The following is a 22,262-nucleotide window of genomic DNA, read 5'->3' as shown; positions in this document are numbered from 1 at the left end:
GGCCTGCCCCGGCGGCGGGATTCGAACCCGCGTGACCTCGCCTGCGAGACGAGTGCGACTGCCTCTGCGCTACGACCGGGGCATTGCCGGGGATCGTAGCCGGTCGGGGCTGTCCGGTGTGGAGCGCGGCTGCCGGGACGGCGGGAGTCGAACCCGCGTCCTCCGCCCCTGGAACGAGGAACGGCGCGTCTACCCCTGCGCTACGGCCCCGGCATTGCCGATGATCTTACCGGGGGGGGCGCGGGGCTGCCGGGGTGGCGGGATTCGAACCCGCGTGCTCCCGCCTGGCGGGCGGGCGCGACTGCCCCTGCGCTACGACCCCGGCAGCGCGGGCCAGGATAGCCGCCGGGACGCCGGGGTGTCCGGGCGGCGGGATTCGAACCCGCGTGGACCACCCTGGAAAGGTGGGACGACTGCCTCTGCGCTACGACCCGGACAGCTGGGCATCCTAGCGCCGGGGGCGCGGGTTCACAGGCGGACCGAGGAGTTGTGCTCGCGCACGATCCGCCACTCGCCGGAGCCCCACCGCCACACCAGGGAGGTCGTGGTGCGCAACCGCGACCGGGTCCCGTCGGCGGTCTCCAGGTCCACCTCGAACACCAGGGTGGACGCGGCCAGGTCGCCGAGCTCCAGCACGTGCGGCCCGGAGACGACGGTGTGGCGGGCCAGGCGCAGGTCGCGGAAGGCCGGTTCCCAGATGGCGCCGTACTCGCGGGCGGTGCGGGCGGTGCGGTGCTCGGGGTCGAAGTCGTCGTAGAGCAGGACCTCGCCCTCGGCGTACCGGTGGCCCTGGGCGGCGGCGAAGTCGAACGGCGGGTCGTGCGGGGCGCGCTCCCAGCCGAAGACCCAGTCCCGGTGGAGCTGCTCGACGGTAGTGGTGGTCATGATCGGTGGCTCCTTCGCTCGGTCGACGGGTCCGACGCTAGGCGCGCGGCGACCTCGCCCCCAGGGTGCGCCGCACCCACCCGGCGGACCGGCGGGACAGTGGTACGTTCGTACACATGCCGAGGGACTACTTCGCGGGCGACCCCAGGACCAACCGCGAGCGGATGCTGGCGGGCGAGCTGTACGTCGCCGACGACCCGGAGAGCGAGCGGATCGCCCGGCGGGCGCTGGCGCTGCTGGAGGACTACCGGGTGGCGTTCACCGCGAGCCGCGACGAGGAGGCGAGGCGACTGCTCGCCGAGGTGCTGGGCGAGGTCGGCGAGGGCGTGGTGGTGAAGCCGCCGCTGTTCGTGGACTACGGCGAGAACATCCGCATCGGGGCGCGGACGTTCGTGAACTACAACCTGACCGCGCTGGACGTCGCCCCGATCACGATCGGCGAGGACTGCCAGTTCGGACCGGGCGTGCAACTGCTGACCCCCACCCACCCGGTGGAGCCGGAACCGAGGCGCGACAAGCTGGAGGCCGCGAAGCCGATCACGATCGGCGACAACGTGTGGCTGGGCGGCGGGGTCGTGGTGTGCCCAGGGGTGACGATCGGGGACAACAGCGTGATCGGCGCCGGGGCGGTGGTGACGCGCGACGTGCCCGCGAACGCGGTGGCCGTGGGGAACCCGGCTCGGGTGGTGCGGGAGATCGGGGCGGAGTGAGCGGTGTTCCGGTCGGCTAGCGAATGAGGGCGGGCAGGGCGACAAGGGCGGCCCCGGTGGCGGCAACGCCACCAAGGACGGCACTGGCGACGTTCAACGAGGCGAAGTAGGTCAGCGGACCGACGATCGAACCGCAGAGGATCGACGCGACGACGATCAAGGCGGTTCGCTGTTCAACCAGCCCGCCCCTGCTCGAGGGGGTACCGGAACAGACCGGGCAACGGGACCAGCCGCCCACCGGCTCGCTCGACCCCGACCGCAAGGGGCGTTCACCACACGCTCCTGGCACGTCGCGCGAGCAGGGATCGACATGATCGTCGGACATGGGGTGCGTCTCCATTCTTCGGTGCTGACAGCAGCTTGACATGTTCAACCTGAGCGGTCCAGAATTTTGAACGTTCCTGAACAAAGTTGATCACTACAGCTGACCGCACGAACCGCTCCGCTGCGCCCGAACACGTTCACCGGCGTTCAGCACCATTCATCTTGCAGCGAGGAAAGCGTGACCACTCCATCTGAAGTGCCCACCATCGAGCACTTCGCACGGGAACTGCGGGAACTGCGCATCGACTGCGGTGAACCGAGCTTCGCACTCATCAGCAGGCTGACCAGCAAAGATCGGGAGTCGATCTCGGTTGGCAGCGTCCACGCGCTCTTGACAGGGAAGCGTCAGACCAAGCCCGAGATAGTGCGGGCGTTCGTCCGCGCCGTGCTGCGCCACCGCGATGGCGGGACGCTGCCCGAACACGCCGAGGTAGTCGACCACTGGTTCACCCTGTGGCGCAAGATCCGGCTGGCCTCGCAGACCGAAAGCCCGAAAGCGAGCACTTCGCCACGCGCGGAGGAGCCCTCCGCCCCCCTGACCGAGCCCTCACCCCCGGGCGCCCCGCGCACGTGGCCCTCCACCCGCTCAAGTCAGACGTCCACGCACCAGCGGGCACAGCAGAACCGATTCCTACCGTCGCGCGTGCGCTCCTTCAAGGCGCTGCTCAACGACGCGCTGACCCAGGTGGACGACCAAGGCAGGCGGTGGGCCGACGCGAAGCACGGCTGCTTCGTGTTCTACGACTACGACGGTGAGCCCCTTTACCTCGGCCAGACCGTCGAGTCGTTGCGCGCGCGGGTCAGCCGGCACCTGTCGCACCAGCGCACTGATGCCACGGCATCAGGCATCCTGGACGTGCGCGAGGTCGCGGAGATGGAGCTGTGGCCGCTGTGGGAGAACGAATCCCACCCCAAGTCCCCCGAGTCGAAAACCTTGGCCCGTCAGCGCCTCGACGCGCTCGAGTCCACGCTCTACCAGCGGTTGCTCGCCGAGAGCCGTTTCGGCGCACTGCTCAGCACCCGGATCTTCGACGTCGTGGAACCGGCCGAACCGCCCCCCTCACGGCGTTTCTCCCTGGTCGACGAGCAGACCAGGCAGGACTGGGGACACCAGTCCGTGCGCATCGCGCGACAGGCCTCGAACCTCGCCAGGCTCGCGGACCACGCCTTGGAAAGCGGCGCCGCAGGTGAGCACATCAACCGGACCATGGTGGTCCAGGGGCTTCGCCTGACCCAGCTGATGGCGTCGTTCTACGCGTCCGCCATCGGGGAGTTCGAGCCGCGAACCCACATCGACGGCCTTGACCGGTGGGTCCGCCCGCGCCCCGAGCCGGACGTGTCCGCCCAGCAGGAGCCGCTCTGATCGAGTTCCCAACCCTCACCCCCTGAGCACGGCCGCCGCGACCGCCTCCCCGAACAGCTCCGCCAGCCCGATCCCCGCCGCGCCCGCCATCGTCGTGATCACGCTCGTCGGCGCGAACGAGCAGTACAGCCCCGCCTCCAGGAACCACGCCCGCCCCTCCGGGTCGACCCGGAAGTCGAACAGGCCGTAATCGCGGCACCCCAGCGCCTCGTGGCAGCGCAGCGCCTGCTCCCGCACCACCTCGGTCACCGGATCGGCCGGGTCGACGATCCACGAGCGGCCCGCCGCCTTCGCCACCAGGGACAGGCCGCCGTCCCCGTCGTCGGCCAGCTTGTCGGCGCGCGGGCGCACGCCCGACGGCAGCGGGTACTCCTCCAGCGGCAGCGCGGTCGGGACGCCGTCCCGGACCAGCACGCCGCAGCGGACCTCCCGGCCCGGCGGCACGTAGCGCTCCACGAGCGCCCTGGGGCGCGCCGAGCAGGCGAACGCCACCTCCAGGGCCGCCCGGTAGTCAGCCGGGTCGCGGACCAGGGTGAGGCCGTCCGAGTTGTCCGCGTCCACCGGCTTGACCACGAACGGCGGCGGGAGCGGGCAGGGGTCCGCCGGGGTCACCACCCGGCCCTCCGGCACCGGGACGCCCGCCGACGCCACCACCGCGCGCGTCTTGGCCTTGTCCGCGCCCAGCGCCATCACGTCCGGCGGGTTGCCGGGGTACGGGACGCCCAGCGCGTCCAGCAGCGCCCGGTACGTGGTCATGCCGGGCAGGCAGAACAGCTGCGGCACGGCCACGTCCACGGCCAGGGACCGGATCTCGCCGAGCGCGTCCGGCAGGTCCAGCGCGGGCGCGACCGCCAACGCCCCCGCCGTCAGGTCGGCGGGGAAGCGCCAGCGGCCGTCCGGGGTCACGTGCGCCACGTGGAACTCGTAGCGCGCCGGGTCCGCCGTCGCGCGCAGGCAGTCCCGACCGTACACAGTGGACAACTCAGCGAAGAACGGGCTCACCGGCGAACCGGTCAGGTGCAGAACGCGAAGCACGGATCAGTCCCCCGATGGCGCGACCAGCTTGCCGATGTTGAAGTCCACCCGCACCCAGTCCTGCCCGGTCACCAGCGCCCGCAGCAGCAACCACGGCACGTGCACGTGGTGCAGCAGCAGGAACGGCAGCGGGTCGGACCAGTCGAACACCGCCTCCTTGCCCCGCGCCACGACCCGCAGCCGCTCCCGCGCGGCGCCCGGTTCGGACAGCGCGCGCCACAGCTCGTGGAACAGCCAGTAGGTCGGCCTGCTCGACGGCAGCGGGCGGATCGGCGGCGCGTCCGGGTCCAGGTAGGCGCGGGCCAGGTCCGGGTGGTCGTGGAACATGGTGATCGCGCTGTGGGTGCGCGGGTTGCACTCGATGGCGAGCGCGCGCCCGTCCGCCGACTCGATGAAGTCGAACGACACCTGCCCGGTCACGCCCGTCGCCTCGGCGAACGCCCGGACCCAGCGCTCGATCTCCGGCTTGTCCACCATCGCGTAGTTCACCTGGAACGCCGAGGACTCGCAGCACCCGTAGACCACCACCCGCCCGTCGCGCACCGTGCTGTGCGTGCAGTACTCCTTGCCCGCCACGAACTCCTGGAGCACCCAGGGGTGCCCGTCCCGGATGTCCTTGCCGCGCAGGAACTCCAGCGTCTCCGCGCGGGTCGGCCTCGGCAGCGGGGTCAGGTCCAGCCGGTTCACCGGGTCGTACGGGATGCTCTTGAGCACGTACGGCCCGTCCAGCGGCAGGTCCGCCACCTGCTCCGGCGCGGTGATCCGGTGCGAGCGCGGGACCGCGAGGCCCAGCTCGGCGGACAGCTCGGCGAAGCGGTGCTTGTCGTCCAGCAGCTCCACCACCTCCAGCCCGGCGTGCAGCACCTCGCACCGGGTGGCCAGCAGCGGCGCGGCGGCGGCGTCGTGGACGCTGGACGCCGGGCTGCACACCGGCACGAACACGTCCACCCCTTCCCGCTCCACGATCGCCAGCAGCGCTCGCGGGTACCGGGGGTCGGCCGAGTCGGGCACGACGTGGAACGCGGCGACCGCGCGGGAGAACCGGTGCGCGGTCATCCGGTAGCGGGCCGTCTCGACCAGCACGACCCGGTGCCCGGCCCGGTGGAACGCGCGTGCCAGGTGCAGCGCCTTGGTCATCTTGCCGCCGGTCAGCAGCACCGTCCTCGGCCGCCTCGGCGCCGCCCGCGCGGGCGTGGGCCGGACCGCCGCGCGCAGCGCCGCCACCGCGACGAGGGCGGCGCTGAACGGCAGGGCCGCCAGCAGCAGCGCGAGCGCGCCCAGGGTCCTGGCCACCCGCCCGTGCCGACCGGGAACCCCTTGCGGGGCAACGGCTCCGCTCACGTCCCCTCCCCCACCCGGCGGATCAGGGTGAGCCCGTCGCGCACCGGCACGAGCACCTGCGCCACGTCCGCCCGATCCGCCACGTGCCGGTTGAACCGGTCCACCGCGTCGCCCACCTCGTCGCGCGCGCCGGGCAGGTACGCCTTGCCCTGCATGAGGGTGTTGTCCACGCAGACCAGCCCGTGCGGCGCGAGCAGCCCGGTGTCCAGCACGGCGGTCAGGTAGTCGGTGTACCCGGCCTTGTCCGCGTCCACGAACACCAGGTCGAACGGCTCGCCGCCCGCCAGCTCCGCGAGGGCGCCGAGGGCGGGCCCGACCCGCACGTCGACCTTCCCGCCGTGCGGCGACGCGGAGAACCGGTCGCGGGCGAACCCCGCAACGTCCGGGTCCAGCTCGCAGGCCACCACGACCCCGTCCTCCGGCAGCTCCTCGGCCATGGCGAGCGCCGAGTAGCCGGTGAACATGCCGATCTCCAGCACGCGCCGCGCCCGCAGCGCCCGCACCAGCGTCTTGAGCAGCTGCCCCTCGACGTGCCCGGACAGCATCTCCTGCTCCAGCGCGACCCCGCCGCCCCGCTCCCGCCAGTCGTGCTCGGCGGTCCTGGCGGCCAGCTCGCGCAGCGCGGGCGACTCGGGTGTGGTGCACCGGCGGGCGTAACCGTCCACTCCGGACGCCAGCTCGGCGGCGCCGCGCAGCTCGGCGGCGACGTCGGGTGGCAGGTCCGACCGCGCCGCCAACCGGGCCAGGGTGTCGGCGAGCAGCGCCACCGGCGTCACGGGGCGGGGCGCGCCCGGCGCGGACACGGCGCCGGGCACGGACCCCTTGGTGGGCGACGGGTTCACGCGGCACCGCTCCTGGTCACCCGCACGTCCTCGCCCGCGCCGCCCCTGGGGTAGCGGGCGACCAGCTCGCGGTGCGCGGCGAGCCCGTCCAGCAGCTCGGACTCGGTGAGGTCGTTGACGAAGCAGCACGTCCCGATGGGCCGGGGCATCGCGGCGCGCTGGAGCCCGTCGCGGGTCTGCACGATCGACTCGGTGGCCGCGCGCAGCAGCTCCGGCGTCAGGTGCGGGCTGTCCAGCGACAGCCCGACCCTGCTCAGCAGCCAGAAGATCCGGTCGCGCTCGCTGGTGGCCAGGTAGCCGCGCCGCTCGGCGATCGTGCAGGACAGCGCCATGTCGACGCTGATCGCGTGCCCGTGCAGGTAAGGGGTTTCCGGGGCCAGCTCCAGCGCGGGGCTCCAGGTGTGGCCGAACGCGATCGCCCGGTCAAGGTCCAGCTCCCGCAGGTTCGGCGCCTCCAGCGCCAGCATGGTGCCGATGGCCTCGTGGGTGACCCTGCGGGCGGTCTCGCGCAGCTGCGGGGTGCCGTCGACCGTGCCGAACGAGGTGTGCAGCAGGTCCTCGCCGTACTTCTCCAGCAGCCGGAACACCTCCGCGTTCGCGACCACGGCGATCTTGACCAGCTCGGCCATGCCGTTGCGCACCTGCTCGGTCGGCAGCGTCTCCAGGAACGAGAAGTCGAGCACGACCTCCTTGGACGCGTGGAACGCCCCGAGCCGGTTCTTGGTGCGGCCGTGGTTGACCGCGACCTTGATGGCGACGCTGGCGTCGATGAGCCCGATCAGCGAGGTGGGGACCCGCACGTAGTCGGTGGAGCGGCGGAACACCGCGCACGCGAACCCGGCCACGTCGGTCAGCAGGCCGCCGCCGACCACCAGCACGGGTTCTTTTCGGATGAGCCCGAACTCACCGAAGGCGTCCACGATCCGCTCGACGGTGCGCAGCGACTTCTGCGTCTCGTCGATGGCCAGCGGGAGCGCGGTGAGCGCGATGCCGTGGTGCTCGAAGTAGGCCCGGATGCGGTCGCCGTGCAGGCGGTGGACGTTGGCGTCGACGATCATCAGGCACCGGCCGTGCGCGCGGTGGTGCTCGGCGATCCGGCCGTTGTGCGGGGAGAACGCCCCGTCCACGTAGGTCAGCAGGTAGTCGCGCTCCTCGACGGCGCGCACCCGGAAGTCGTGCTCCGTGGCGGTGACCGTCGCGGTGAGGTTCGTCGTCATGGCTCGTTCCCGTCGGCAGGAGGGCAGCGCCGGTCGCGGCGCGGTCCCGTGCGGGAGCGCCGGAGCGGTGCGGTGTGCGGTGGGGGCGGAGCGCCGTCCCGCGCGCGGTTGCCGACACCTGCGCGGGAGTGCTCGGGAGAGGGTCGTGTGCGGGCACGACCGGAAGGGGCGCCGCGTGGCGCGCCACCCGTTTTCTCGAGCGGGGCGCGACGGCCGGATCGTGTTGTCGGCGAACGGTGAGGACGCTACCGTCACGCTCCGCTGTGGAGCAATACACGCAGCGCGCCCACCCGGCGCGGCCACTCGATCGGCGGCAAGCGGTGTCGGGCGGCAGGGTGGTGCTCGCCCGGTCATCAAGCGGAACCCGCGCGGAAGTGGTCTGATCCTCCGCGCGCCCCCGGCGGGCGGGTCGGCGCGCCCTGCCGGAGCGCCCCACCGGAGCGCCCCACCGGAGCACGCCCTCAGCGGGCGGCGAGGCCGTTCTGGTAGGCCCAGACCACGGTCTGGAGCCGGTCCCTGGTGCCGATCTTGGTCATCGCCCGGCCCAGGTGCGACTTGACCGTGCTGGGCTCGATGAACAGCGCCTCGGCGATCTCCACGTTCGAGCGGCCCTCGGCCAGCAGCACCACGACCTCCCGCTCCCGCGCGGTGAGCTGGTGGTCGGCGGCGGCGTCGGCGGAGGGCAGCGGGGTGCGGCGGGCGAACTCGCTGATCACCCGGCGGGTCACCGCCTGGTCGAGCAGGCCATGACCGGCGGCGAGCTTGCGGATCGCGGCGACCAGGTCCTCGGGGTCGCAGTCCTTGAGGATGAACCCGCTGGCGCCCGCCTCCAGCGCGCCGAACACGTACTCGTCCAGGTCGAACGTGGTGACCACGAGCACCGGCGGCGGGTCGGCCAGCGCGGTGGTGATGCGGCGGGTGGCGGTGAGGCCGTCGCCGCCGGGCATCCGCACGTCCATGCACACCACGTCCGGCTTGAGCCGGGCGACGAGGTCGACCGCGCTGTCGCCGTCGGCGGCCTCGCCGACCACGCGCAGGTCGTCCTCGGTGTCGAGGATGACGCGGAAACCGGCGCGCACGACCGCCTGGTCGTCGACGAGCACCACCGAGATCACGGGAGGGCCTCCACCTTCGGGTCAGGTCGGGAGGCTCACCATGACACACCAGCCACCGGCCGCTGTCGGCGCGGCGCTGAACGCGGCCCCGATCAGCTGCGCGCGCTCGCGCATCCCGATCAGCCCGACCCCGCTGCCCGGACCGCCCCCCGGCTGCCGGGGCCGCTCGTTGACGACCTCCAGCTCGACCTTCCTCGGCAGGTAGCGCAGGCTGATCCGGACCGGCGCGCCGGGCGCGTGCTGGCGGGCGTTGGACAGCGACTCCTGCACCACCCGGTACAGGGCGATGTCCGCGATCGGCGGCACCGGCCGCTCGTGCCCCTCCCTGACCAGCTCGACCCGCGCGCCCAGCTCGGCGGCGGTGCGCACCAGCCCGTCCAGCACCTCCAGGCCCGGCACCGGCGCGTCCTCGCCGTCCTCGCCGCCGCGCAGCACGCCGACGACCATCCGCAGGTTGTCGAGCGTCTCCCTGCCCTGCCCGCGCAGCCACACCACGCCCTCCTTGGCGGCGGCGGGGTCGCGGTCGATCAGCCGCTCGACGGCGGAGGCCTGCACGACCATGCCGGACAGGTGGTGCGCGGCCACGTCGTGCAGCTCGCGGGCCATCCGGGCGCGCTCCTCGCCGATGGCGGAGGCGATCCTGGCCTGCTGCTCGCGCTCGGCCTCGTCGGCGCGCAGCCGCAGCAGGGCGGCGTAGCGGCGCTGGGTGGCGAAGTAGTTGCCGACGAACACGCCGCCGACGAACGCGAGCAGGCTGGCGGCGGTGTGCCCGAACAGCGCGGCGAGGGGGGAGCTGGGGGTGTCGGGCTCCAGCGCGAAGCCCATGACCATGCTGGACATCGACGACACCTGGCCGAGCAGCAGCGCGCCGAGCGTGATGGCCACCTCCAGGCCCGCCGCCGACGCCGCGACGACGACGGCCCTGCGCACCGGCAGCAGCGCGCCGAGCGTGATGGCCGCGATGAACGGGGCGAACCCGCGCACCGAGGCCGCGTCGGGCGTGGCGATCGTGATGGCCGCCTGGGTGACCGCCATGACCGCCATGAGCGGCGCGGGCGCGATCCGGCGCAGGCACAGCAGCAGCGCCTGGACGAGGATCAGCGCGCTGATCGCGATCTTGCGGGTGGTGCTGAACCGCGTGGTGGACGAGGGCAGGTCGACCTCGAACAGGACCAGGAGCATCCCGGTGCTGAGCGCCGCGACGACCACCGCCAGCAGGCAGTCCCTGGCGAACCGGCCGGTCACGCCGATCCGGGTGAGCAGTCGGTCGAGCCTTCCGGAGGGCCAGGCGCCGCTGGGGTGGTCGTCCATGTGCGTGAGAGTCCTCGGTGCGGTCCGGCTCGCGCCGGGCGGGGTCAGTAGGAGATGTCCAGCGCCAGGAAGTTGAACTCCACGGCGAACCAGCCGAGGCCGATCAGCGCCAGCAGCACCAGCGCGCTGCCGACCACCCTGGTCCACCCGGTGCGGCGGCGGACGTCGTCGTGCAGGCGCACGCCCGCCGGGAGCACCGCGAGCAGCGCGAGCAGCTGGAAGAGCTGGAGGACGCGGATCTGCGCGACGGGGATGTCCTGGAGCTGCATCAGCCCCGTCACCGAGACCGCCCAGCCCGCGGCGGCGAGCACGCCGAGCAGGGTGCCGACCTTGGCCAGGACGCGGGCGAGTCGACCGGCGCGGTCGCGGGGAGCCACGCCCATGGCGCGGCGGGCGACGGCCGCGATCGGCCAGGAGATCACGGCCAGCGCGAGGACGACGAGCGAGCCGATCAGCACCGGGAGCACCAGGCCCGCCGAGCGCTGCGCCGGGGTGGGCAGCAGGGTGAACGCGTCCTCGTAGGCGATGCCGGTGACCCGGTCGTCCTCGATCCGGGTGGACAGCACGCGCTGGCCGCCGACCTCGCGCCAGGTGTGCTCGCCGATGGCCTCGTAGACCGCCGGGCTCGCGGAGGCGGGGCCTGGCTGGAAGAGCAGGGTGCCGTCCTCGCGGGCGGTGACGGTGGTGCGGCTGGTCAGGTCGATCGCGGAGAGCAGCGTGGAGTCCATGCGGCGGGACGAGTCGTACTCGCCCTGGACGCGCGCGGCCAGCTTCGCGGCCTGGACCCGGTCGAGCGGGGCGGCGTCGTGGTCGTACTCCACCGCCGGGGCGCCCTCGGCGGCTGCGCCCTTCGGGAAGTAGCGGTCGGCGAAGCCGTTCAGCACGGCGTTGCGCACGCCCTGCACGCCGCCGTTGACGCCGGTGCTGTTGAACGAGACGAACAGGCCGGTGCCCTGGCCGGGGGCCGCGCCGGGGTAGAGCTGGAGGTGCGAGTGGAAGAAGTTCGTGTCGCCGCCGTGGCCGATGATGCGGTGGCCGTTGCGGCTCTCGTCGAAGAAGCCGAGCGTCATGCGCGGGCCGTCCGCGATGCCGCCGAGCTGCTCGACGCCGAGGGCGCCCTGGTGCATGAGCTTCGTGGTCGCCTCGTCCAGCAGCGGCGTGCCGCCGGTCTGCGCGCCGAGGTGGGCCAGCATGAAGCGGGCCATGTCGGTGGCGGAGGCGGACAGCGCGCCCGCGGGCGGGGTGGTGACGATCTCGAACGGCTGGGCGGCGGGGTTGGCGGAGTCGTTGTAGCCGCCGGACATGCGGTCGGCCAGGCGCTCGGGCAGCGGCTGCTCGAACGAGGAGGACGCCATGCCGATCCGGTCGAAGACCTCGCGCTGGACGTAGTCCTCGAACCGGGTGCCGGTGACCCGCTCGACCAGGTAGCCGGCCAGCGAGTTGCCGTAGTTGGAGTACGCGGGGGTGGTGCCCGGCTCGTAGACCTGCACCGGCGGGTCGGTCACCAGGCCCTCGCGCAGGTTCGCGGGCACGCCGTCCAGGCGGAGCAGGTTGGTGACGCGCTCCTCGAAGCCGGGGGTGTGGGTGAGCAGGTGGCGGGTGGTGATGGGCGTGTCGAACTCGGTGGGGAGGTCGAAGTCGAGGTACTGCTTGATGTCCGCGTCGAGGTCGATCTTGCCCGCCTGGACCTGCTGCATGACGGCGGTGGCGGTGACCAGCTTGGACACCGAACCGGGCCGGAACAGGTGCTTCTCGGGGTCGACCGGGGTGTCGGCGGCGCCGGTCGCGGCGAGGCCGTAGCCGCGCGAGGTGAGGATCCGGCCGTCGTGGACGACGGAGACCGTGGCGCCGACGACCCCGCCGTTCTCCAGACCGGCCGGGATGACGCCGTCGAGCCAGGCGTTGACGTCGGCCTCGGTGAGCCGGGCGGTCTCGGGCGCGGCGGGGGTGGTGACGTGCGGGGCAGGCCCCTGACCGGGCGCCGCGCCGCAACCGGCGAGCAGCGCGGCGGCGGCGACCGCGACCAGCGCGCCCGCCCTGCGCGAACGGGCGGCGCGCGGCGGCGCCGAGGGCCTCGGGGGTGCGTCGTGGGGGCTCACGTGCTCGGTGCTGCCTTCCGGGATCGGGTGTGCCGGACCTCGGTGTGCGCGGTCCGGCTTCGGTTGTCCTAGAAGCTATTGCGGGCAGCGGGGTCGGGTCTTCTGGCGCAGGGCGGGGATCGGATTGCGACTTGAGTAGGAGATCGCCTCCTGCGCGGGGACGGTAACCCGGTGCGGGGGAAGGTGGTGGACGGTTTCGCCGGAGAGGGTGGGCGGGGCGGTTGAGGCCACAGTGGACGGTGCGGCGTCGGGCGCGGACGAGCGCCCGGCCGTCCGGTGGGACGGGCCGGGCGCCGGTGGGCGTGGTGCGGTCAGGCGGTGACCGGTCGACGATCCGTGTGGCGCCACTGGAGGAGCAGGGCGATGACCTGGAGCGTGGTGCAGAGCAGCACGGACACCCAGGTGCCGAGGAACGAGCCCGCCGCGCCGTAGGGGTCGTCGACCAGGTCGGAGAGGCTGTGCCACGCGCCCTGGGCCACGGCTCCGACGAAGTACCCGAAGACCACCACGGCGGGCGCGGCGACGAACAGCAGGCGGGCGGCGACCGACCAGCGCGGTGAGGCGACGACCAGGACGGCGCCGATCAGGTAGCCGACCGGTGGGAGCAGCGCGGGTCCGATGAGCAGCAGCACCAGACCCGCGACGTCGACCGGGGTGAGCGGGAGCCGCGCGGACGGGTCGACCGGCGGGGTCCCCACCGCGCCACCGCCGCCACCGGTCCCGCTGCCGCTGCCGTTGCCGTTTCCGTTGCTGTTTCCGTTGTGGGGCAGTGGATTCTCGGCGATCTCGGCGTCGACGATCTCCTGCGGGTCGCCCACCCGGTCGAGCACCTGGCGGATCTGCGCCTCGGTGGGGTGCTCGGGCAACGACTCGGCGATGTGCCCGGCGATGTCGCCCACCAGCTCGGCCCGTCGACGGGGCGTGAGCCGCGAGGCCAGCAGGAGCAACTCCTCCAGATAGGCGCTGACCAGCGGGTGCTCGTCGATCGACTCGTTCACGCGCGTTCCCCCTCACCTTCGATGACCAGGTCGACCGAGTCCCGCAGCACCGCCCAGTCACGGGCGAAGCGCTCCACGGCCGCGACCCCCTCGGCGCTGGCGCGGTAGTACCGCCGAGGCGGCCCGCTGCCGCTCTCCTGCCACTGGGTCTCGACCAGTCCCTGCTTCCGCAACCGGGCGAGCAGGGGGTAGACCGTCCCCTCGCCCGCGATGAGCCCGCGCTCCCGGAGCACCTCGACCAGCTCGACCGCGTACCGCTCGCGATCGCGGAGCAGGGCGAGCACGCAGTGCTCCACGACCCCTCGGCGCATCTGCGCCAACGGACTGCGATCAGCGCCCCCGGCTTCCATGCACAACATGCTACCTTGCACCGCAAGGTAGTGGGCGGGCGAACTGAACACGCAGGTCAGGACACGACGACAGGTGACAGGCGACAGCCACGCCACGCGCCCGGCCGCACGCCCGCACCACCCACGCGCCCGGCCGCACGTCTGAGCGCGCGGTGGTGCGCGGGGCCCCGTGTCCGTCCCGCCGGAGCGGTCATCGTCCTCCTGGAGCGGTCATCCGCGCAGTGCCGTCGCCAGTGCCGCCAACGCCTCCGACACCTCGACCGGGTCCAGGTCGGTGAACAGCGGGGGATCCCCCTCCTCCCGGCCGTCCGCGTGGTGCAGGCGCACCGGGCCAACCGGGATGTCCGCCAGGCCGTCGAAGGAGCTGTACGGGAGGTCCCGCTCCAGGGCCAGTTCCATCAGGACCGCGTCGGACGGGTGGGCCGCCAGCCACTTGCCGTAACCCCTGCGCTCCCAGCCCTGGCGCAGCAGGCCCAGCAGCCTGCCCGGCTTCGCGGGCGTGCCGTCGAAGCGGGTCACGGTCGAGCCCGCTCGTTCCTCGTCGGTCAGCGTGACCACGTGTCTGCCCAGCTGCTGGAACGGTTGCACGATCTCGTAGTCGGCGAACAGCTCCGACCACGCCTCGACGTCCCGCCTGCCCAGGTGCACGGGGTGGGCGATGCGCAGGAGCGCCTCGTCCGGCAGGGGGACGGTCGTCTCGGACAGGTCCGCCGCCGTGCCGTCCTCGGCCAGGCGGAAGTGCGTCGTCCGGTCGCCGTCGAGCAGGGTCAGCACCAGGCGTTCCAGCGGGTCGCGCAGCAGGGCGTGGGCCAGGAGGACCTCGCGGAACTCGCGGACCGTCCACGTGCGACCGGACACCATCGCCCGCTCCATCCTGGCCAGCTGGTCGCGCGCCACGGCGCGGATGCCCTTGCACAGCGCCTTGAAGCGGTCCTGCGCGGCCTGCGCCAGTTCCCGGTCGTCGGTCGCGGCGATCTTCGGGGCGCTCTTGCGGCGCTTGCCGTCCTCGGTGACCAGCAGCGGGGTGAGCAGTTCGTCGAACGCCAGCGTGAAACGGCGCGGGCCGTAGTCGAAGACGGCGCCGGTGGTGAGGCCGAAGTCGGGGACCACCAAGTCGGCGAACTGCTCGTCGGTCAGGCCGAGCTTGGCCGAGACCTCCCGCACCCGCGCTCCGGCCGCGCTCTCGACGCTCTTGAACTTGGCTTTGCGCGCGATGGTGTCGAGCTGGTGCATCGCGACCTTGGTGCCGATCCCGACCAGCGCGTCCAGCCCCACCGAGGCCCGCTGGTGCGCGCCCTGCCCCGGCCAGGCGTTGACCAGCTCGCCGAGGTCGACGGCGGTCCGGTCGTCACCGAGGAGCCCCTGGGCCTGCAGGACCCAGGAGTGCTTGGGCTCGGCGCCCTCGCGCAGCCACAGCCGCAGCAGCGCGAAGCCGAACCGGGCCAGCGGCTCGGGCGCGCACACCCGCTTCACCGGTTCCAGCCCCGCCGCGCGGGCGTCGGGGACGGCGGCGAGCACGCGCAGCAGGTTCCGGACCGCCGACTCGGGCAGCGCGCGGCCGTCCGCCAGCAGCACCGGGGGCAGGCCGGGGACGGCGTCCTCCAGCCAGTCGGGCAGGGCGGGGGCGCGGGCGAGCAGGAGGTCGAGCGGGTCGCCGTCCAGCAGCACCCGCACCGCCGCCTCGGCCTCCGGGCCGTACTCGGCGGCCACCGCCAGCACCTCGGCGACGCGCTCGGGCGTGGTGGCGACGACCCGCAGCGCGGCCTCGGCGGCCTGGCCCGCAGCGGTGGGGCGGTTCGGGTTCGGGCGGTTCAGCAGGGCCGGGATCAGCGGGCGCAGGGCGTGCGCGCCGTGCCGGGTGAAGTGCTCGGTGGCCTGCTCGACGGGACCGCCTCGGCTGGTGAGCCAGCGGGCGAACCGGGACGCGCTGCGGGCGTCGGTGAGCGGGAGGAGCGCGGACGCCACGACGTGCTCCTGCGCGGCGGGCGCCCGCCACAGCAGCGTGGCGGCGGCGTGGCCGTGGGTGGCGACCAGGCGGGGACCCCAGTCGGGCAGGTCCCAGAACGACTCGGGCTCCCAGCGCTCCAGCAGGTCGGGGAGCAGGTCGGGCGGCGCGTTGAGCAGCACCGCGTGCTGCCGCTTCGTCCCGTACTCCCCCGCGATCGTCGCCCGCACCGCCTCCGGCCAGTCGATCAGCGGGGTGGGGTCGGGCGCGGCGGCGGCTCCGGACACCGGGGTCGCGGCGGCGGCCCCTGCCGGGGTGGCTCCGGACGACGGCGCGGCTTCGGGGTCCGGAATCCCGGACGGCCGGTCGGAGCGCGCCGACTCGGGCGCGGCGAGTTCCGGCAGGCCCGTCGTCTTCACCAGGTGCGCGGGCAGCGGGCGGGACGCCCACTCCTCGCGTTCGCCCGGCAGCCACGACTCGCCCGGTCGGTCGATCACCTGCAGGCCCTTGACCCTGGGGAACTCCACCCGGCGCGCCTCCCACGGCGGGTCGGCCAGCGGGCTGGGCAGGTCGGCCGGGAGCGCCTCCGGCAGGCCGTGGTCCCTCCGGGCGGGCGCGGTGGGGCGGAGGCGGGACGCACGCTCCGGGAACAGCTTCCTGGCCGCCCGCAGCGGGGCCGGGTGGGCGTCGGCGCGCTCGACCACGACGGCGAATGCCTCGTCCGACGGGAACTCGGCGACCAGGTCGAGCACCTTGCCGCGCAACGCCTTCGTCAACCTCGGCAGCAGCGACACCAGCCTCGGCAGCGCCGCCTCCGGACCGATCGCGTCGACCAGGGTCGGGAACGCCCAGCCGCGCGACTCCAGGCCCTCCAGGTCGCTCCGGTGCAGGAACCGGTCCAGGTCCTCGGGGGTGCGCGCGCTCGCGGCGAGCACGGCGAAGTCGTTGCCGGAGCGGTGCGGGGCCGGAGCGCCGACGCGGGCGAACAGGTCGTCGGCCCACGCGCTCTCGTCAGGCGCCAGGAACGACGCGAGGACGCGCGCGGCCATGTTCACGTCGCGGTGCGGCTGCATCGCGGCCAGCGCTTCGGCGCGGACCTCGTCGGGCGCGGTGGCGAGCGCGCGGCGCAGCAGCACCGCGCCCCGGTCGAACAGGAAGAGCGAGGAGTAGAAGGCGTCCGGGTCCGCCTTCTCGTGGCGCCAGGCGGTGCGGCCGTCCACGAGCACCGGGCCGCCGTCCATCCGGACGCCCGTGGCGGCGAGGACGGCCTCGGCGGCGAACGGGACCCCGTGCCGGGTGATCCAGTCGACCACCAGCAGCGCCAGCGCCTTGCCCAGGTTCGGGGAGTGCACCCTGGCGCACAGCGCGTGGTAGAGCAGCGCCGCCCCTGCGGGCTCGGGACGACCGGCGAACAGGGCGTTCAGCGCCGCGTGGTGCTCGCCGGACGGGTGCACCGCGTCGCGCGCCTCGCCGACGAGCGAGTCGACCACGACCCGGTCCTGCCCCGTGGCCACGACCGGCGCGCCGGGCCCTCGACCGTCACCGCGCCGGGACAGCACCTGCCGCGCCCGCGCGGCCCCCATGACGTACCCGTCCACCGTGGACACCCGCCCCCTCACTCGGAATCGCCGGTCAGGACGCTAGCGAGGGGGTCTGACGATTTCCGGGGACCGGGGAGGCCGGTCCTGCGGTGTTCGCCCGGTCGGGTCGTCAGCCGGTCGCGGCGGCGACGTGCGCCAGCTCCTCGGACAGCCGGACCGGGTCCTGGTCGCCGAACAGGGGATCCGGTCCGGGGGAGCCCTGCTCGACCAGGTCGAGCGCGCCGAGCCGGATGCGCGGGAGCCCGGCGAAGGAGCCGAACGGCACGCCCCGGTCCAGGTGCAGGACGAATTCGGTGTTGCCGCGCAGGGGCTTGGTCAGCCACGGCTCGGACCGGCCGCCGCCGAGGTCCTCGCGCCGCCAGCCGCGCCGCACCAGGGCGAGCAGCGCCCCCGGCGCGGCCTGCGCGCCGTCGAACCTGGTCAGGGTGCTGGTGGCGCGCTCGGCGGCGGTCAGCGCGACCACCGGGCGGCCCAGTTGCGGGAAGGGCTGGACGACCTCGTGGTCGGCGAGCAGCTCGGCCCACGCGGGCAGGTCGGCGCCCAGGTGCAGCGGGTGGACGACGTGGAGCCGGGTGTCGTCGGGCAGCGGGACCGGGGCGTCCGCGAGGTCGGCCGCGGTGCCGTCCTCGGCGACGCGGAAGCGGGTTCCGCCCGCCGTGGACCAGAGCAGGCGGTCGACCAGGTCGCGCAGCAGCGGGTTCGCGCGCAGGACGCCGTGGAACTCGGCCGCGCTCCACGTCCGGCCCTCGACCATCGCGCGCTCCAGGCGCTTGGTCTGGTCGCGGACCACCGCGGCGGCGCGGCGGCCGTGCGGGACGAGGCGGTCGGCGAGCTGCTCGGCGTCCAGGCCGACCGCGCGGGCGGCCTCGGTGATCCGGCGGGTCGCGTCCGCCCTGAGCACGGGGAACTTGGCGGTGCGGGCGATGCGGTCAAGGCCGCGCAGCGCCTCCTCGGTGCCGATGCCCGCCAGGACCGCGAGCCCGGTCGTGGCGCGCTGGTGGTTGCCCTCGCCCGGCCAGCGCGCGACCAGCGCGGTGAGCTCGGCGGTGGCGCGGTCGTCGGCGAGGTCGGACTGGGCCTGGAGGACCCAGGTGGACGCGGGGTCGGCGCCCTCGGCGAGCCAGCGGTCCAGGAGCGCGGAACCGAAGCGCGCCAACGAGTCCGCCGCGCAGACCCGCTTGACCGGGACGAGGCCCGCGCGGCGGGCGTCGGGGTGGGCGGCGAGGACGTGCAGCAGGTTGCGCACGGCGGGCTCCGGCAGGGCGCGACCCGCCACGAGCACCGGGGGCAGGGCGGGGATCGCGTGGTTCAGCCAGCCCGGCGGGGTGGTGGGGGTGAGCGAGTCCAGCGGTCCCGCGTCGAGGAGGGCGCGCAGGGCGTCGGCGCGACCGAGTTCGGCGGCCGTCTCCAGGAGCGGCTCGCGGTGCTCGGGGCCCGCGAGCAGGCGCAGCGCCGCCTCGGCCGCGCGGCGGGACGGCCCCGGTCTGCCGAGCAGGGCGGGCAGGAGGGGGCGCAGGGCGTGCGCGCCGTGGCGGGTGAAGTAGGCGGTGATCTCGGCGAGCGGGGGCGTGCGGCGCAGCAGCTGGGCGGCCAGGAGCTTGGAGGTGTCGGCGTCGGCCAGCGGGACCAGGGCCGAGGCCGCGACGCGCGGGTCGTGCTTGACGGCGTCCCTGAGGAAGGCGGACGCGGCGTGGCCGTGCGTGGCGGCCAGGCGGTGCGCCCATTCGGCGAGGCGCACGGGGTAGTCGGGGCGCCACGTGGCGAGCATGGGGGTGACGACGTCCTCGGGGGCGTTCAGGAGGAGGGTGAACTGCTGGTGCCAGGCGAGCGCGCCCGCGTGGGGCGCGGCGACGGCCTCGGGCCAGTCGGGGAGCCCGCCGGGGTCGGCGAAGACCTCGGGCAGGGGGCGGGCGGCCCACTCCTCGCGCTCCCCCGGCAGCCAGCGCTCGTGCGGGCGGTCGGCGACGCGCAGGCGTGGGGACTGGGATTTCGGGGTTTCCCACGGCGGGTTCACGAGTGGGCTGGGCAGGTCGGCCGGGTCGGCCTCGGGGTGGGTCGCGGGGGCGGGCCCGGGTTCCGGGGCGAGGCGGGCGGCGCGGAGGGGGAAGCGGTCGCGGGCCTTGCGCTGGACGGCCGGGGCTCCGGCGGTCAGCACGAGGGTGAAGGCCTCGTCGGACGGGAACTCGGCGACGACGTCCAGGACCTTCGCGCGCTGGGGCGCGGCGAGGGCGGGGAGCAGGCGGGTGAGGCCGGGCAGCGCGTCGTCCGGGCCGAGGGTGGCGACGAGGGTCGGCAGGGCCCACGGGCGGGAGGTCAGGCACTCCGGGTCGGCGCGGTCGACGACGGTCTCGAACTGGGCGCGGTCGGCGACGGTGGCGACGAGGAGCGCCAGGTCGTGGCCGAGGGCGTCCGGGTCGGCGGCGGCGATCTCGGCGCACAGCCCGGCGGTCCAGGCGGGCTCGTCGGGCAGCAGGAACGCGGCGATGGCGCGGGCGGCCGGGGTGGTGCGGTGGCGGGCGATCGCGGCGCGGGCGGCGGCGCGGACCTCGTCGGGGGCGTGCGCGAGGTCGTGCCGGAGGGGGACGGCGCCTCGGTCGAGCGTCCAGAGGGGGTGGTAGGTCTGGCCCTCGGGTGCGGGGTGGGGTTCGTGCTGGTGGGAGAGGGTGAGGGCGGTGGCGGCGGTGACCGCCTCGGCGGCGAACGGCAGGCCGTGGTCGGCGGCCCAGCGGCGGGTGAGCAGGCGCTGGGCCCTGGCCTTGCCGGGGGAGGTGACCAGGCCGTCGAGCGCGCGGTAGAGCACGGCCGCGCCGAACGGGTCGGGGACGCCGCGCAGGAAGTCGTCGAGCCGGGGGTTCGCGGGGACGCGGGAGCGGACGCGCAGGCAGAGGTCGGCGACCAGGGCCTGGTCGGCGGGACCAGGGGGTTTCTGCGGCTCGGGGGCGCTGCCGTCGCCGCGCCGGGGCAGCACGTGGCGCGCCAGGGCCGGGCCCATGGCGTAGGTGCTCTCGGTGACGTCCATCGCTCCCCTTTTCCGTCGGGGTGGACGGTAGCGGCGGGGTCCGACAAAACCGGTTCGCGGCGGGGGAGGGCTGGCGGGAGGATCGAGTGCGAGGAGCAGGTGGTGGTCGGGACGGGGGTCCGGTGAAGCGGGGGAAGCAGCTCAAGTCGGCCAGGCGGGAGAAGCGGGCCGCGCGGGAGGTGGCGCCGAAGCTGCCCAAGCGGCCGAAGCGGTGGACCGAGGCCGAGCGGAGCGCGAACCTGCTGGCGCACGCCAAGAGCGGGACCCTGACGCTCCACGAGGCGGCCGAGGTGGCGGACGCGCTGGTGGCCGACCCGTTCGGCGAGCACTCCTACGAGCGGATCTACACGCTCGGGCGGTCGTTCTCGACGCAGTACGAGGGCCTGATCGCGGGCTACCTGACGCATCAGTGCGACGACGAGCTGGCGCGGATCGCGCTCCAGACGTTGTGCGGCTTCTGGGGCATGTGCGAGCGGTACCTGGTCGACCTGCGGCGGTTCCTGGACGGGGCCGACAACGACCCGATGGGGTTCGTGCGCGTGGTCGCGGTGTCCGCCGCCGGGGAGCACCTGCGCGACAACGTCCACAGCGGACTGCTCGCGCACCTGCTCGACCTCGCGGCGCTGCGGCACGACGAGGACCAGGACGGGATCAAGCACGTGGTCGACGCGCTCTCGCGCGCTCTCGGCGACCCCCACCACGCGGCTCCGGTCAAGGCGGCCAGGGCGGCGTGGGAGGAGGAGGTGCTGCGGCGGGCGCGGGAGCGGTTGGCCGTCGAGCCGGGCTGACCGCTCCCCCGCGCCGCCGGTCAGTCCAGGACCGCCACGGCCTCCACCTCGACCAGGTGCTCGGGCACGTCCAGCGCGGCGACGCCGATCAGGCTGGCGGGCGGCAGCGGGAGTTCGCCGAGGTCGGCCGCCGCGCGGGCGACGCCCTCCAGGAACAGCGGCATCTTGTCCGGGGTCCAGTCCACGACGTAGACGGTCAGCTTGGCCAGGTCCGCGAGGGTGGCTCCCGCGCCCGCCAGGCCCTTCGCGACGTTGCGGTAGCACTGGGCCACCTGCTCGGCCAGGTCGCCCTCGCCGACCGCGGCGCCGGTGGCGTCCCAGGACACCTGCCCGGCCAGGAAGAGCAGCTTCGAGCCGGTGGCCACGGACAGCTGGCGGTAGGGCGGCACCTCGGGCAGGCCCTCGGGGTTGATCAGCGTGATGGCCACGGCCGGTCTCCAACGTGGTCGGTGGGCGCGCCCCTCGTGGGCTCGCCGCGCCCCATGAACATAACAAAGCAATGCTATGGAATGTGTGGACGTGACGAGCGCTACTCCGGACCCGGACGCGGCTCACGCGATCAGCGCGCGCCGCGCGACCGGACCCGGGACGATTCCGATCATGCGGAGCTCACTGTTCAACCACGCCGAGCGGGAAGTCGAGCCGGGCAGCTTCCAGCTCCAGAACGAGCGGATGCTCAAGGTCGACCTCACCGGCAGCGGCGGGTTCTTCTTCGCCAAGCAGGGGTCGATGGTCGCCTACCAGGGCGACGTCGACTTCGCCTACGAGGGCGCGGGTGGCATCGGGAAGCTGTTCAAGAAGGCGTTCACCGGCGAGGGCATGTCGCTGATGAAGGTCTCCGGCAGCGGGGACGTCTTCCTCGCGCAGGACGCCGACGAGATCTTCGTGCTGCACCTGGAGGACGAGGGCGTCACCGTCAACGGCGGCAACGTGCTCGCGTTCGAGAGCTCGCTCAAGTGGGACATCAACCGCGTCGAGGGCGCGTCCATGCTCAGCGGCGGGCTGTTCAACACCACGTTCACCGGCACCGGCGCGCTCGCGGTGACCGCGTTCGGGACGCCCGTGGTGCTCAACGTGGACGTGCCGACGTACGTGGACATGCAGTCCGCCGTGCTGTGGTCGACCACGCTCCAGTCCTCGATCAAGAAGACCGCGAAGCTCGGCGCGCTCATCGGGCGCGGGTCGGGCGAGGCGTACCAGTTGGCGCTGAGCGGCCAGGGCATCGTGGTCGTGCAGGCCTCCGAGGGGCACCCGCCGCCCCAGGCCGCGAGCTGAGCGACCGGCGGGGGCGTTCCGGCTGCGGGACGCCCCCGTCCCCG

Annotated in this window: 18 protein-coding genes and 3 tRNA genes; 4 read left to right on the top strand and 17 right to left on the bottom strand. The window is 74.1% G+C overall.

Features of this window, described 5'->3' with window-relative positions; translation table 11 throughout:
- Positions 1–4 precede the first annotated feature (4 nt).
- From LV78_RS13150 to LV78_RS13135, 4 genes are all read right to left on the bottom strand, one after another.
- Positions 5–82 (bottom strand) — tRNA-Ala (locus LV78_RS13150).
- 167 nt (positions 83–249) lie between these two features.
- Positions 250–323, bottom strand: a tRNA-Gly gene (locus tag LV78_RS13145).
- Positions 324–361: 38 nt separating this feature from the next.
- Positions 362–435: transfer RNA gene (locus LV78_RS13140), tRNA-Gly, on the bottom strand.
- A gap of 33 nt (positions 436–468) precedes the next feature.
- The gene (locus LV78_RS13135; protein WP_253845468.1) at positions 469–885 is read right to left on the bottom strand and encodes a YybH family protein; all 417 of its coding nucleotides are present in this window, start codon (positions 883–885) and stop codon (positions 469–471) included.
- Positions 886–1,001: 116 nt separating this feature from the next.
- Between LV78_RS13135 and LV78_RS13130 the strand changes: the two genes are divergently transcribed.
- Entirely contained in the window at positions 1,002–1,595 is a 594-nt protein-coding gene (locus LV78_RS13130; RefSeq protein WP_253845467.1) for a sugar O-acetyltransferase, read from the top strand.
- A 16-nt stretch (positions 1,596–1,611) separates the two neighbouring features.
- Here LV78_RS13130 and LV78_RS13125 read toward each other — a convergent pair whose 3' ends face one another.
- Entirely contained in the window at positions 1,612–1,755 is a 144-nt protein-coding gene (locus LV78_RS13125) for a hypothetical protein (protein WP_253845464.1), read from the bottom strand.
- 360 nt (positions 1,756–2,115) lie between these two features.
- Between LV78_RS13125 and LV78_RS13120 the strand changes: the two genes are divergently transcribed.
- On the top strand, positions 2,116–3,282 hold the full coding sequence (locus LV78_RS13120) for a GIY-YIG nuclease family protein (protein ID WP_253845461.1): 1,167 nt from the start codon (positions 2,116–2,118) through the stop codon (positions 3,280–3,282).
- A gap of 15 nt (positions 3,283–3,297) precedes the next feature.
- Here LV78_RS13120 and LV78_RS13115 read toward each other — a convergent pair whose 3' ends face one another.
- From LV78_RS13115 to LV78_RS13065, 11 genes are all read right to left on the bottom strand, one after another.
- A complete protein-coding gene (locus LV78_RS13115) occupies positions 3,298–4,317 on the bottom strand; it encodes a D-alanine--D-alanine ligase family protein (RefSeq protein WP_253845460.1) in 1,020 nt (339 codons plus the stop codon).
- Positions 4,318–4,320: 3 nt separating this feature from the next.
- A complete protein-coding gene (locus LV78_RS13110) occupies positions 4,321–5,658 on the bottom strand; it encodes an ATP-grasp domain-containing protein (protein ID WP_253845458.1) in 1,338 nt (445 codons plus the stop codon).
- Positions 5,655–6,500, bottom strand: coding sequence for an O-methyltransferase (locus LV78_RS13105; protein WP_253845456.1), 846 nt, complete (start codon positions 6,498–6,500; stop codon positions 5,655–5,657). Before LV78_RS13105 ends, LV78_RS13110 begins: the two co-directional genes overlap by 4 nt.
- Entirely contained in the window at positions 6,497–7,717 is a 1,221-nt protein-coding gene (locus tag LV78_RS13100) for a sedoheptulose 7-phosphate cyclase (RefSeq protein ID WP_253845455.1), read from the bottom strand. The genes LV78_RS13105 and LV78_RS13100 overlap by 4 nt, the downstream gene beginning before the upstream one ends.
- A gap of 461 nt (positions 7,718–8,178) precedes the next feature.
- Positions 8,179–8,832 (bottom strand): response regulator, encoded by a 654-nt coding sequence (locus tag LV78_RS13095; RefSeq protein WP_253845454.1) that lies wholly within the window; start codon positions 8,830–8,832, stop codon positions 8,179–8,181.
- A 21-nt stretch (positions 8,833–8,853) separates the two neighbouring features.
- Positions 8,854–10,143 (bottom strand): sensor histidine kinase, encoded by a 1,290-nt coding sequence (locus tag LV78_RS13090; RefSeq protein WP_253845452.1) that lies wholly within the window; start codon positions 10,141–10,143, stop codon positions 8,854–8,856.
- Positions 10,144–10,187: 44 nt separating this feature from the next.
- Positions 10,188–12,242, bottom strand: a complete 2,055-nt coding sequence (locus LV78_RS13085; RefSeq protein ID WP_253845450.1) for a serine hydrolase domain-containing protein — start codon at positions 12,240–12,242, stop codon at positions 10,188–10,190.
- 311 nt (positions 12,243–12,553) lie between these two features.
- Positions 12,554–13,240 carry an HAAS signaling domain-containing protein gene (locus LV78_RS13080; RefSeq protein ID WP_253845448.1) on the bottom strand — a complete coding sequence of 229 codons (687 nt, stop codon included), beginning with the start codon at positions 13,238–13,240 and terminating at the stop codon, positions 12,554–12,556.
- Positions 13,237–13,590 carry a PadR family transcriptional regulator gene (locus LV78_RS13075; RefSeq protein WP_253845447.1) on the bottom strand — a complete coding sequence of 118 codons (354 nt, stop codon included), beginning with the start codon at positions 13,588–13,590 and terminating at the stop codon, positions 13,237–13,239. The genes LV78_RS13080 and LV78_RS13075 overlap by 4 nt, the downstream gene beginning before the upstream one ends.
- A 210-nt stretch (positions 13,591–13,800) precedes the next feature.
- A complete protein-coding gene (locus LV78_RS41580) occupies positions 13,801–17,142 on the bottom strand; it encodes a DUF4132 domain-containing protein (RefSeq protein WP_253845445.1) in 3,342 nt (1,113 codons plus the stop codon).
- Between the two features lie 103 nt (positions 17,143–17,245).
- Positions 17,246–20,155, bottom strand: coding sequence for a DUF4132 domain-containing protein (locus LV78_RS13065; protein WP_253845442.1), 2,910 nt, complete (start codon positions 20,153–20,155; stop codon positions 17,246–17,248).
- A gap of 122 nt (positions 20,156–20,277) precedes the next feature.
- Here LV78_RS13065 and LV78_RS13060 point away from each other — a divergent pair, with 122 nt between their 5' ends.
- Positions 20,278–20,943 (top strand): hypothetical protein, encoded by a 666-nt coding sequence (locus LV78_RS13060; RefSeq protein ID WP_253845441.1) that lies wholly within the window; start codon positions 20,278–20,280, stop codon positions 20,941–20,943.
- Between the two features lie 20 nt (positions 20,944–20,963).
- Here the strand turns inward: LV78_RS13060 and LV78_RS13055 are convergent, their stop codons facing one another.
- A complete protein-coding gene (locus tag LV78_RS13055) occupies positions 20,964–21,371 on the bottom strand; it encodes a RidA family protein (RefSeq protein WP_253845439.1) in 408 nt (135 codons plus the stop codon).
- Between the two features lie 172 nt (positions 21,372–21,543).
- Here LV78_RS13055 and LV78_RS13050 point away from each other — a divergent pair, with 172 nt between their 5' ends.
- Entirely contained in the window at positions 21,544–22,218 is a 675-nt protein-coding gene (locus LV78_RS13050; protein WP_253845437.1) for an AIM24 family protein, read from the top strand.
- The last annotated feature ends 44 nt before the right edge of the window (positions 22,219–22,262 follow it).

The organism is Actinosynnema pretiosum, from assembly GCF_024171695.1.
GTDB classification, from domain to species: domain Bacteria; phylum Actinomycetota; class Actinomycetes; order Mycobacteriales; family Pseudonocardiaceae; genus Actinosynnema; species Actinosynnema pretiosum.
The sequence above is the reverse complement of the archived record's forward strand: the minus strand, read 5'-3'. Positions and strand labels throughout refer to the sequence as shown.